Annotated in this window: 8 protein-coding genes; 7 read left to right on the forward strand and 1 reads right to left on the reverse strand. The window is 68.8% G+C overall.

The features are described from left to right. The 4 genes from OP79_RS50445 to secA all read left to right on the forward strand — a co-directional run bounded on the left by OP79_RS50445 (position 1) and on the right by secA (position 8,140). Positions 1 to 2,187, forward strand: a complete 2,187-nt coding sequence (locus OP79_RS50445; protein ID WP_051744718.1) for a protein kinase domain-containing protein — start codon at positions 1 to 3, stop codon at positions 2,185 to 2,187. Positions 2,188 to 2,279: 92 nt separating this feature from the next. Next, positions 2,280 to 3,086 (forward strand): GH12 family glycosyl hydrolase domain-containing protein, encoded by an 807-nt coding sequence (locus OP79_RS17635; RefSeq protein ID WP_033321161.1) that lies wholly within the window; start codon positions 2,280 to 2,282, stop codon positions 3,084 to 3,086. 148 nt (positions 3,087 to 3,234) lie between these two features. After that, positions 3,235 to 5,172: an acyl-CoA dehydrogenase family protein gene (locus tag OP79_RS17640; protein ID WP_033321162.1), complete on the forward strand. Its 1,938-nt coding sequence runs from the start codon at positions 3,235 to 3,237 to the stop codon at positions 5,170 to 5,172. Positions 5,173 to 5,329: 157 nt separating this feature from the next. After that, the gene (gene secA, locus OP79_RS17645) at positions 5,330 to 8,140 is read left to right on the forward strand and encodes a preprotein translocase subunit SecA (protein ID WP_078491848.1); all 2,811 of its coding nucleotides are present in this window, start codon (positions 5,330 to 5,332) and stop codon (positions 8,138 to 8,140) included. A 36-nt stretch (positions 8,141 to 8,176) separates the two neighbouring features. Here secA and OP79_RS17650 read toward each other — a convergent pair whose 3' ends face one another. Further along, the gene (locus OP79_RS17650) at positions 8,177 to 8,623 is read right to left on the reverse strand and encodes a lamin tail domain-containing protein (RefSeq protein WP_033321163.1); all 447 of its coding nucleotides are present in this window, start codon (positions 8,621 to 8,623) and stop codon (positions 8,177 to 8,179) included. A 171-nt stretch (positions 8,624 to 8,794) separates the two neighbouring features. On the opposite strand from OP79_RS17650, the gene dxr reads away from it, so the two are divergent. The 3 genes from dxr to OP79_RS17665 all read left to right on the forward strand — a co-directional run. Continuing rightward, on the forward strand, positions 8,795 to 10,084 hold the full coding sequence (gene dxr / locus OP79_RS17655) for a 1-deoxy-D-xylulose-5-phosphate reductoisomerase (protein ID WP_033321164.1): 1,290 nt from the start codon (positions 8,795 to 8,797) through the stop codon (positions 10,082 to 10,084). After that, a complete protein-coding gene (locus tag OP79_RS17660; protein WP_033321165.1) occupies positions 10,081 to 11,385 on the forward strand; it encodes a M50 family metallopeptidase in 1,305 nt (434 codons plus the stop codon). Before dxr ends, OP79_RS17660 begins: the two co-directional genes overlap by 4 nt. A 165-nt stretch (positions 11,386 to 11,550) precedes the next feature. Continuing rightward, the coding region (locus tag OP79_RS17665; protein WP_169786201.1) for a flavodoxin-dependent (E)-4-hydroxy-3-methylbut-2-enyl-diphosphate synthase at positions 11,551 to 11,931 on the forward strand (381 nt) is incomplete at its 3' end.

Raw genomic sequence — 11,931 nt, forward strand, 5'->3', positions numbered from 1 at the left:
ATGCAGCCGCTGCTGGGCCTGAGCGCCGACGACCCGGCCGAGGTCGGCGGCCACCGCCTGCTCGCCCGCGTCGGCTCCGGCGCCATGGGCACCGTCTATCTCGCCCGGACGCCTACGGGACGCACCGTCGCCCTGAAGCTGCTGCGCGCCGACCTGGCGGCCCAGGTCCCGTCGCACGCACGGTTCTCACGGGAGACCGAGGCAGCCGCCCGGCTCGGCACGCACCCGCACTTCCCCGGCCTGATCTCCGCGGGCGCGCAGGGGGAGCGGCAGTGGTTCGCCGCCGAGTACGTCGTCGGGCCCTCGCTCGCCGAGGCGGTGACCGAACACGGGCCCTGGCCCGAGGAGTCCGTACGAGCGCTGGCCCGGCAGCTCGCCGACGCGCTGCGCATCCTGCACGGCGAGGGCTACGTCCACCGGGACCTCAAGCCGTCCAACATCCTGCTCGCCGCCGACGGCCCGTACGTCATCGACGTCGGCCTCGCGCACGCCGCCGGGTCCGAACACCTCACCGCCACGGGCGAGTTGCTCGGCACACCCGCCTACATGGCTCCCGAGCAGAGCGGCGGCGCGGACCCCGGCCCGCCCGGCGACGTGTTCGCGCTCGGCGCGGTCCTGTGCTTCGCGGCCTGCGGGCGCCCGCCGTTCGGCGAGGGCGAACCGGGCGAGGTCCTCTACCGGATCGCCCACCAGGAGCCGGACCTCACCGCCGTCCCGCCGTCCCTGCGCCCGCTGCTCGCCGACTGCCTGGCCAAGGACCCGGCCGTCCGCCCCGACGCGGCGGTGGCGGCCGGCCGGGCGGGGTCGGCCGGGCCCCGGCGGACCGGCGGGGGGTTCGCCGAACTGCTGCCGCCCGCGGTGCTCGCGGACATCGCGGCCCGCACCGCCCGCGTGGGCGAACCCCCACCGCCCCGCGCCACCGCCGAGCGGCCTCCGCACCCGGTCCGCGCCAGCCGCCGGGCCCTGCTCGCCGGGGGCGCCGCGGCGGCCGTGGCCGGCCTCGCGGGCACGGCCTGGTGGCTCACCTCGCGAGACGAGGGCACCACCCCAGCGGCCAGGGCCGCCCCCGCACCGGCGACCAGCCGGGCGCCCGACGGTGCTCCCAACCCCGTGTGGGAGCACGGCGGCAACTTCGAGAAACTCGGCAAACGCGCCATCCTCATCGACGGCCTCCTGGTCGTCCCCGGCGACGCGGGCCGACTGTACGGTGTCGACGCCCGGCGCGGCACCCCGCTCTGGACCGTGGGCGACGAGATGGGCTCCTACCTCACGCGCTGCGCCGGGGCCGTCGTGCTCGCCACCAGGGACGACAGCGGGCGGCTGGCGGTCGTGCAGCCCTCGGGCGGCCGCATCTGGCAGACCGAGCCGCTCGGTCTGAACCTCGCCCTGATCCAGCAGCCGGTGTGCGCGGCCCACGGCAGCATCGTCTATGTCGTGGGCCACGCGCCCGGCTCGACCTTCAAGGACGCACTCGAGGACACCGACCGCCTCGTGGTCGCCTACGACATCGAGGCGCGGCGCGTGCTCTGGCGCAAGGAGCTCACCCGGGCCAGGGCGAAGACGGCCGCCGCGGGCGCCGCGGGCGATCTGTTCGTCCTGCTCGACAGCGACGCGGTCACCGCCTACCGCGCCGCCGACGGCGAGCAGGTGTGGCGGCGGGCGCTGAGCCTGGAGGCCGTGGAGGTCCTGGACCACACCGGCGCGACCGAGCGGGCCGTGGCCGTCTCCGACGACACGGTCGTCGTCTCCGGCCGGGGCGCGCTCTGCCTCGACCTGCGCACCGGCCGCACGCGCTGGAGCTTCGACCCCGAGGAGACAGGAGACGAATTCGCCGGGCGCGTGCTGTGGGGCGAGGCCGCGATCGACGGCGCGACGCTCTATCTCACGCTGATGGGACGGGAGTTGTGGGCCGTCGAGCGCGACCGGCGAAAGCAGCGCTGGCGGTGGCAGTCCACGGTGCTCCTCGAATCACCCCCTGCGCGCCCGCCCCTGCTCGCCGGAGACCTCGTCTTCCCGACCCCGTACGAACTCGGCACGGACGCCGTCGCGATCGACCGCCGCACCCACAGAACCGCTTGGACCCTCAAGTCGGTGGAGCGCGCGAACGGTTCCCTGCAACTGCTGGCCGACGACGAGCGGTTGTACGTCCTGCGCGGGACGTCCCTCAGAGCCTTTCCGCTGAGTTGAGCGTTGTCCGGCGAGGCTGAGCCTGCGCGGCAACCTTTCGGAGCGCGGCGGTGACTGGGGGACGTAAGCGATCGTCCCCGGAAGGACCTCCCATGCAGCACAGACGCCCCCGCCTCTCCCGCAGGGCGAAGACTGCCGCCGCTGCCGTCACCGCTCTCGCGGCCGGTGCGTCCGTCACCGTTGCGATGGCCGGTGAGGAGGCCAAGAAGTGTGCGGCCTTCGACACGATCACGATGGGCAAGTACTACGTCAACAACAACCTGTGGGGCCAGGACGACGGCACCGGAACCCAGTGCGTCTGGGACAACTCCCGTTCCGGGAACACCATTTCGTGGGGTACGGACTACAGCTGGACCAGCAAGGCCGGCAAGGAAAACGCCGTGAAGTCCTACTCCAGCACCGTGCTCGGCTGGCACTGGGGCTGGAAGGTGGACAAGGCGTCCACCGAGCTGCCCGTCAGAGTCGGCGACCGCAAGCGCGTCAACACCAGCTGGGAGTTCTCGGTCAGCTCCAGTCCCGGCACCATGAACGTGGCGTACGACCTGTGGCTGCACAGCAAGAACACCGCCGACTGGCAGGACCAGCCGACCGACGAGATCATGGTGTGGCTCAACCGTCAGGGCGGCGCCGGACCGCTCGGCTCGAAGGTGGGCCGGGTCAGCCTCGGCGGCGCCATGTGGGACATCTACGAGGGCGACATCGGGTGGAAGGTGCACTCTTTCGTCCGGGTCGCCAACACGACCAAGGCCACCCTCAATCTCGACGACTTCACCCAGGCACTCGTACGGCGCAAGCTGCTGAGCAACGACAAGTACGTCTCCGGCATCGAGGCCGGTACCGAGGTCTTCCGCGGCAAGGGCCGAGTGGACACCAAGGCGTTCTCGGTGGACATCGGCTGAAACCGGCGTTCGTGCGGAGGGGCTCATCCGGCGGGGCGGTGCGCGAGGACTGGTGAGGTTGCCCGGAATCGGGTACATACGATCCAGTAGCACCGGCCAGTAACCGACTGTTCCGAAGATCCCGACTCGCGGCGAGGTGAAGCCCCTCATGTCCGCACCAACCAAGAAGCCCGCCGTCACCGAGCGCGAGGCGCGCCAGGTGGCGGAGGCCGCACGTGAGCAGGACTGGCGCAAGCCCAGCTTCGCCAAGGAGCTGTTCCTCGGCCGCTTCCGGCTCGATCTGATCCATCCGCACCCGATGCCCGCCGACGAGGACGCGCAGCGCGGCGAGGAGTTCCTCGCCAAACTGCGCGACTTCTGCGAGACGAAGATCGACGGTGCGCGGATCGAGCGCGAGGCGCAGATCCCGGACGAGACGATCAACGGGCTCAAGGAGCTCGGCGCTCTCGGCATGAAGATCGACACCAAGTACGGCGGCCTGGGTCTCACCCAGGTGTACTACAACAAGGCGCTCGCTCTGGTGGGCTCCGCGAACCCGGCGGTCGGCGCGCTGCTCTCCGCGCATCAGTCGATCGGCGTACCGCAGCCGCTGAAGCTTTTCGGCACGCAGGAGCAGAAGGACACCTTCCTGCCGCGCTGCGCCCGCACCGACATCTCGGCCTTCCTGCTGACCGAGCCGGACGTGGGCTCCGACCCGGCACGGCTCGCCACCACGGCCGTCCCGGACGGCGACTCGTACGTCCTCGACGGTGTGAAGCTCTGGACGACCAACGGCGTCGTCGCGGACCTCCTCGTCGTCATGGCGCGGGTGCCGAAGTCCGAGGGCCACAAGGGCGGCATCACCGCCTTCGTCGTGGAGTCCGCCTCGGAGGGTGTCACCGTCGAGAACCGCAACGCCTTCATGGGCCTGCGCGGCCTGGAGAACGGCGTCACGCGCTTCCACCAGGTCCGCGTACCGGCGGCCAACCGCATCGGCCCGGAGGGTGCGGGTCTCAAGATCGCGCTCACGACGCTGAACACCGGGCGGCTGTCCCTGCCCGCCATGTGCGTGGGCGCGGGCAAGTGGTGTCTGAAGATCGCTCGCGAGTGGTCGGCGGCGCGCGAGCAGTGGGGCAAGCCGGTGGCCTTCCATGAGGCCGTGGGCTCGAAGATCTCCTTCATCGCGGCGACGACCTTCGCTCTGGAGGCCGTACTCGACCTGTCCTCGCAGATGGCCGACGAGGACCGCAACGACATCCGTATCGAGGCGGCTCTCGCAAAGCTGTACGGCTCCGAGATGGCCTGGCTGATGGCGGACGAGCTGGTCCAGATCCGCGGCGGACGCGGCTTCGAGACCGCCGAGTCCCTCGCGGCCCGCGGCGAACGCGCAGTCCCGGCCGAGCAGATCCTGCGCGACCTGCGCATCAACCGCATCTTCGAGGGCTCGACCGAGATCATGCACCTGCTGATCGCACGCGAGGCAGTCGACGCCCATCTGAAGGTCGCGGGCGACCTCATCGACCCGGAGAAGACCCTCCAGGACAAGGCGAAGGCGGGCGCGAACGCCGGTGTGTTCTACGCCAAGTGGCTGCCCAAGCTGGTCGCGGGACCCGGCCAACTCCCGCGCTCTTACGCCGACTTCCATCCGGAGGGCCACCTCGACCTCTCCGGTCACCTCCGTTACGTGGAACGGTCCGCCCGCAAGCTCGCCCGGTCCACCTTCTACGCCATGTCGCGCTGGCAGGGCCGGATGGAGACCAAGCAGGGCTTCCTCGGTCGGATCGTCGACATCGGCGCCGAACTGTTCGCGATGAGCGCGGCCTGCGTACGCGCCGAGCACCTGCGCACCACCGGGGAGAACGGCCGCGAGGCCTACCAGCTCGCCGACGCCTTCTGCCGCCAGTCCCGTATCCGGGTCGAGGAACTCTTCGGCCGGCTGTGGAGCAACACCGACGACCTCGACCACAAGGTGGTCAAGGGCGTCCTCGGCGGTACGTACACCTGGTTGGAGGAGGGCGTCATCGACCCCTCCGGTGACGGCGCCTGGATCGCGGACGCGACTCCCGGGCCGGCGAAACGGGACAACGTCCACCGCCCCATTCGCTGACCTTTTCCCCAGGAGTGCACTGACGTCCCCGTGGTCATTCTGTTGCTTGCCGCGCCGAAGGCGAGCGACACAGAATCGACCTCGGGGACGTCGACGCCCCCCATCGGGCCGAGGGGGAATTCCAGTGGCCACTCTCGAGCGCATCACCGGCCGGATCATGCGGGCCGGCGAGGGACGCATGCTGCGCAGGCTGCAGCGCATCGCCGAACAGGTCAATTCCCTGGAAGAGGAATTCGAGGGGATGACCGACGACGAACTACGGGATCTCACCCCCGAGTTCAAAAAGCGCCACGCCGACGGCGAAAGCCTCGACGATCTGCTGCCCGAAGCCTTCGCCGCGATGCGCGAGGCCTCCCGGCGCACCCTCGGAATGCGCCATTTCGACGTACAGATCATGGGCGGCGCGGCACTCCACTTCGGCAATATCGCCGAAATGCACACCGGCGAGGGCAAGACCCTTGTCGCGACCCTGCCCGTGTATCTGAACGCCCTGACCGGCAAGGGCGTCCACCTCGTCACGGTGAACGACTACCTCGCCCAGCGCGACGCCGAGTGGATGGGCCGGGCGTACCGCTTCCTGGGTCTGACCGTCGGCGTCATCAAGTCGCAGTCGGCACCGGCCGAGCGGCGCGAGCAGTACGCCCGCGACATCACCTACGGCACCAACACCGAGTTCGGCTTCGACTACCTGCGCGACAACATGGCCTGGTCGCAGAACGAACTCGTGCAGCGCGGCCACCACTTCGCGATCGTCGACGAGGCAGACTCGATCCTCATCGACGAGGCCCGTACGCCGCTGATCATCTCCGGTCCGGCTGATCAGCCGGCGCACTGGTACGAGGCGTTCGCCAAGATGGTCACGCGGATGCGGGGCGTCTCCATCCAGGAGGAGCACTTCACCTCGCCGATGGACAAGGAACGCCTCGCCGAACTGCGGGCCACGCACGACTACGAGTACGACCCGAAGAAGCGCACGGTGGCGATCCTGGACAGCGGGGTCGAGTACCTCCAGGACCAGCTCGGCATCGAGAGCCTCTACGAGTCCGACCACACGCCCCTCATCGGCCACCTGAACAACGCCCTCAAGGCCAAGGAGCACTTCAAGAAGGACAAGGACTACGTGGTCATCGACGGCGAGGTCCTCATCGTCGACGAGCACACCGGCCGCATCCTCGCCGGGCGCCGCTACAACGAGGGCCTGCACCAGGCGATCGAGGCCAAGGAGGGCGTGACCGTCAAGGACGAGAACCAGACCCTCGCGACGATCACCCTGCAGAACTTCTTCCGGCTGTACGAGAAGCTCGCCGGGATGACCGGCACGGCGATGACCGAGGCCGCCGAGTTCCACCAGATCTACAAGCTGCACGTGGTGCCGATCCCCACGAACCGGCCGATGATCCGCGCGGACGACGCCGACCAGATCTACCGCACCGAGGACGCGAAGTTCACGTCGATCGTCGACGACATCGCCGAGCGGCACGCGAAGGGCCAGCCGATCCTGGTGGGCACCACCTCCGTCGAGAAGTCCGAGCTGCTGTCCGCGCAGCTGAAGCGGCGGGGTATCCGGCACGAGGTGCTCAACGCCAAGAACCACCAGCGTGAGGCGCAGATCGTCGCCCAGGCCGGCCGCAGGGGCGCGGTCACCGTGGCCACGAACATGGCGGGCCGCGGCACCGACATCATGCTCGGCGGCAACCCCGAGGCGATGGCGCGTGCGGAACTGGACCGGCGGGGGCTCGATCCGGAGGACCACCCCGAGGAGTACCGCGCCGCGCTCGAGAGGATGACTCAGTCCGTGGCGGCCGAGCGCGACGAGGTGATCGACCTCGGCGGGCTCTACGTCCTCGGCACCGAACGCCACGAGTCGCGTCGTATCGACAACCAGCTGCGCGGACGCGCCGGCCGGCAGGGCGACCCCGGCGCCTCCCGCTTCTACCTGTCCCTGGAGGACGACCTGATGCGGCTGTTCCGGGCGCAGGTCGTCGACCGTGTGATGGCGATGGCGAACGTCCCCGGGGACATACCCATCGAGAACAAGATGGTCACGCGCGCCATCGCCTCCGCCCAGTCCCAGCTCGAGCAACAGCACTTCGAGTCCCGCAAGGACGTCCTGAAGTTCGACGAGGTGCTCAACCGGCAGCGCACGCTGATCTACGAGGAACGCCGCCGGGTCCTCGCGGGCGAGAACCTGCGCGAACAGATCATCCACTTCATGGACGACACCATCCGCGCGTACATCACCGAGGAGACCGCCGAAGGTTTCCCCGAGGAGTGGAACCTGGAGAGGCTGTGGGGTGCCTTCAAGCAGCTCTACCCGATCAAGGTCACCATCGAGGACGTGGAGGACGAGGTCGGCGGGCGCGCGAACCTCACCGCCGACGACCTGATCGAGACGATCACCGAGGACATCCACGCCCGCTACGAGGAGCGCGAGGCCGAACTCGGCTCCGATGCCCTCCGTGACCTGGAACGCCTCGTCGTCCTCTCGGTCCTCGACCGCAAGTGGCGCGAGCACCTCTATGAGATGGACTACCTCCGCGACGGCATCGGCCTGCGCTGGACGCTGGGCCGCGAGCCGATCATCGAGTACGAGCGCGAGGGCTACGACATGTACGGCGCGATGACGGAGGCCATCAAGGAGGAGTCCGTCGGCTACGTCTTCAACCTCGACGCCTCGGGCAAGGCCCGCGACGGTCAGGAGACCCTGGAACCCGGGCGGCGGGACGAGGATCTCCACTTCAGCGCACCCACGCTGGACACGGCGGAAGGTGTGGTCGAGGGGGACTTCAGCCGCTCCGACGCGGCACCGGCACCTTCGAAGGCCGCTGCTTCGGCCGCGGGTTCGCCTTCGAAGGAAGCGATCACCGGTACGAAGCCTGCCCCGGCCCGGCGGCCCGCCAAGAAGTCGACCAAGTCGAGCAAGTCGGCCAAGTCCAACCGGTCGAAGAACCGCCGCCGGCGCAAGTAACGGCTCACGCCGACGGCAGCGGCGGTCCCGCGCGGTTCAGCAGTACCGGTAGTCGCCGCTCGATCCCCATGTGCAGTCGTCGGCCTTGGCCCCGCTGGGCTTGTAGAGATAGGCGGTGTCGCCGGCGTTGTTCCAGACGTACCAGCCACGGCCCCAGTACTTGTCGTACGCGTTGTTGGTGCCCTTGCCCGTGTGCACCTTCTTGGTCTTGCCGGCGCCGATCGTCACGTTGCCGAAGGTGTACGTGTAGCCCGTCTCGTCCTTGATCTTCCAGTTCCTCAGGGCGACCGTCGACGACGTCGAGTTCTTGATCCGCACCCACTCGGCGTTCAGGCTCGCGTTCGAGCCTCTGTCCGAGCCCGGGCTGTCGTAGTACACCTGGTAGATGTAGACGCGACCGGCGGCCTGCGCCGGAGTGCTGAGAAACGTGCCGGTCAGAGCCACGGCGCCGATGAGCGCGGGCAGGGCAGCGCGTATTCGCATGGAGATCCCCCCCTGGGTGTCGTCCAGTGTCAGGAGAGAAGGATTATCACGCTTTCTTCACGTGAGCTTCACAAGCGGTGATATGTCTTCGTCTTGTGACACATGGAGGCAAGAGGCCCACGAAGGGGACACCCTGTCCGGTCAGTGACTCGGTGCGGCCACAATGGAGGAATGAGCGACAGTCCAGCGCCCCTCGCTGATCCGCATCTCGTCTTCGATCCCGTGACCTCGGACGGGCCCCGGGACGTGGTGATCCTGGGATCCACCGGGTCGATCGGTACGCAGGCCATCGACCTTGTGGAACGCAACCCCGAGAGGTTCCGGGTGAGCGGGCTCTCCGCGGCGGGCGGGAGGGTGGCGCTACTGGCGGAGCAGGCGTGGCGGCTTCGGGTGCGTACCGTCGCGGTCGCCCGCGAGGACGTCGTACCGGCGCTGCGGGAGGCCCTGAGCGAGCGGCACGGGAACGGCGAGCCGCTGCCCGAGATCCTCGCCGGAGCGGACGCGGCCACGCAGCTCGCCGCCTCCGAGTGTCACACCGTGCTCAACGGCATCACCGGGTCGATCGGACTCGCGCCCACCCTCGCCGCGCTCGAAGCGGGCCGCACCCTCGCGCTCGCCAACAAGGAGTCGCTCATCGTCGGCGGCCCGCTGGTCAGGGCGCTCGCCAAGCCGGGGCAGATCATCCCGGTCGACTCCGAGCACGCGGCCCTGTTCCAGGCGCTCGCCTCGGGCACCAGATCCGACGTACGCAAGCTCGTCGTCACCGCCTCCGGGGGCCCCTTCCGGGGACGTACGAAGGAAGAACTCGCCAACGTCTCCCCGGCCGACGCCCTCGCGCACCCCACCTGGGCCATGGGCCCCGTCATCACGATCAACTCCGCGACCCTCGTCAACAAGGGGCTCGAAGTCATCGAGGCGCACCTCCTCTACGACATTCCCTTCGAGCGGATTGAGGTGGTCGTGCACCCCCAGTCGTATGTCCACTCGATGGTGGAGTTCACGGACGGATCGACGATCGCCCAGGCGACGCCCCCCGACATGCGCGGGCCGATCGCCATCGGGCTCGGCTGGCCCGAGCGCGTCCCCGACGCCGCGCCCGCCTTCGACTGGTCGAAGGCGTCGAGCTGGGAGTTCTTCCCGCTCGACAACGACGCGTTTCCGTCGGTGGGCCTCGCCCGGCATGTGGGAGAACTCGCGGGCACGGCCCCGGCCGTGTTCAATGCGGCGAACGAAGAGTGCGTGGACGCGTTCCTGAACGGCGCCCTGCCCTTCAACGGGATCATGGACACCGTGACGAAGGTGGTCGGGGAGCACGGCACTCCCCGTACGGGAGGTACGGGAACCTCACTCACCGTCGCGGACGTCCTCGAAGCGGAGACCTGGGCACGCGCCCGGGCCCGCGAACTGACGAACCAGGGGGACCAGACAGTGCAGACGACGACGGCGGAGGTCCGTGCATGACGACCCTGATGACGATCCTCGGCATAGTCGTCTTCGTGATCGGCCTGCTCTTCTCGATCGCCTGGCACGAACTGGGACATCTCTCCACGGCCAAACTCTTCGGCGTCCGCGTACCGCAGTACATGGTCGGTTTCGGCCCGACCATCTGGTCGCGGAAGAAGGGCGACACCGAGTACGGCGTCAAGGCGATCCCGCTCGGCGGCTACATCCGCATGATCGGCATGTTCCCGCCCGGCCCGGACGGCAGGCTCGAGGCCCGCTCCACCTCGCCGTGGCGCGGCATGGTCGAGGACGCCCGCGCGCAGTCCTTCGAGGAGCTGCAGCCCGGCGACGAGAACCGCCTCTTCTACACGCGCAAGCCCTGGAAGCGCGTGATCGTGATGTTCGCCGGCCCCTTCATGAACCTGATCCTGGCCGTCGTGATCTTCATGGGCGTGATGATGACCTTCGGCGTCCAGACCCAGACGACCACGGTCGGCAAGGTCTCCGACTGCGTCATCCAGCAGAGCGAGAACCGCACGAAGTGTGAGAAGGGCGACCAGGCCGCTCCCGCGAAGGCCGCAGGACTCGAAGCGGGCGACAAGATCATCGCGTTCAACGGCACACGCGTCGAGGACTGGTCCACCCTCCAGAACGACATCCGAGCCAACCCCGGCAAGGACGTCACGATCACCATCGAGCGCAAGGGCGAGCGGGTCGACCTGCAGACCCACCTGATTCGCAACCAGGTCAGCAAGAGCGACGGCAGCGGCGGCTATGTCGAGGACGAGTACGTGTACGCCGGCTTCCTCGGCTTCACGCCTGCCTCCGGCATCGTCCAGCAGTCCTTCGGCCAGTCCGTGGACCGTATGGGCGACATGATGGAGAACGGCGTCGAGTCGCTGATCGCCCTCCCGTCCAAGGTCCCCGCCCTGTGGGACGCGGCGTTCGGCGACGGCCCGCGCGAGGACGACTCCCCGATGGGCGTGGTCGGCGCGGCCCGCGTGGGCGGCGAGGTCTTCACCCTCGACATCCCGCCGGAGAACCAGATCGCGATGATGCTGTTCCTCGTCGCGGGCTTCAACCTCTCCCTCTTCCTGTTCAACATGCTCCCGCTGCTGCCGCTCGACGGCGGGCACATCGCCGGCGCCCTGTGGGAATCGCTGCGGCGGAATGTGGCGAAGGTGTTCAGGAGGCCCGACCCGGGACCGTTCGATGTGGCGAAGCTGATGCCGGTGGCTTATGTGGTGGCGGGCATCTTCATCTGCTTTACCCTGCTCGTCCTGGTCGCGGACGTCGTTAACCCGGTGCGCATCTCCTAGCAAGACGGAGTTCGTGGCGACCGGGCAGGCTGTGGGCCCGGTCGCCCCTCCTTGTGGTGGCCCGTGCGGCGGATGTGCTCGCGTGTTCGGGGGTGCCGTAATCTCGTTGGCTGGAGCCCGTCAGCTTCGGGACCGACCGATCCTTACCTTGGGGTTGCACAGCAGATGACTGCGATTTCTCTCGGCATGCCGTCCGTTCCGACCAAGCTCGCCGAGCGCCGTGTCTCGCGGCAGATCCAGGTCGGGACCGTGGCCGTGGGCGGAGACGCACCCGTGTCGGTGCAGTCGATGACGACGACGCGTACGTCGGACATCGGTGCCACGTTGCAGCAGATCGCCGAGCTGACGGCGTCGGGCTGCCAGATCGTACGGGTGGCCTGTCCGACGCAGGATGACGCGGACGCCCTGTCGGTGATCGCCAAGAAGTCGCAGCTCCCCGTCATCGCCGACATCCATTTCCAGCCGAAGTACGTGTTCGCGGCGATCGAGGCGGGCTGTGCGGCCGTCCGCGTCAACCCCGGCAACATCAAGCAGTTCGACGACAAG

Source organism: Streptomyces yerevanensis, from assembly GCF_000716805.1.
In the GTDB taxonomy this organism is placed as follows: Bacteria; Actinomycetota; Actinomycetes; order Streptomycetales; family Streptomycetaceae; genus Streptomyces; species Streptomyces flaveus.

Excerpts from the sequence above, each read along its gene's own strand:
- OP79_RS50445 (WP_051744718.1), top strand. The coding sequence starts at position 1 with ATGCAGCCGCTGCTGGGCCTGAGCGCCGACGACCCGGCCGAGGTCGGC.
- OP79_RS17635 (WP_033321161.1), top strand. The coding sequence starts at position 2,280 with ATGCAGCACAGACGCCCCCGCCTCTCCCGCAGGGCGAAGACTGCCGCC.
- OP79_RS17640 (WP_033321162.1), top strand. The coding sequence starts at position 3,235 with ATGTCCGCACCAACCAAGAAGCCCGCCGTCACCGAGCGCGAGGCGCGC.
- secA (WP_078491848.1), top strand. The coding sequence starts at position 5,330 with ATGCGGGCCGGCGAGGGACGCATGCTGCGCAGGCTGCAGCGCATCGCC.
- OP79_RS17650 (WP_033321163.1), bottom strand. The coding sequence starts at position 8,623 with ATGCGAATACGCGCTGCCCTGCCCGCGCTCATCGGCGCCGTGGCTCTG.
- dxr (WP_033321164.1), top strand. The coding sequence starts at position 8,795 with ATGAGCGACAGTCCAGCGCCCCTCGCTGATCCGCATCTCGTCTTCGAT.
- OP79_RS17660 (WP_033321165.1), top strand. The coding sequence starts at position 10,081 with ATGACGACCCTGATGACGATCCTCGGCATAGTCGTCTTCGTGATCGGC.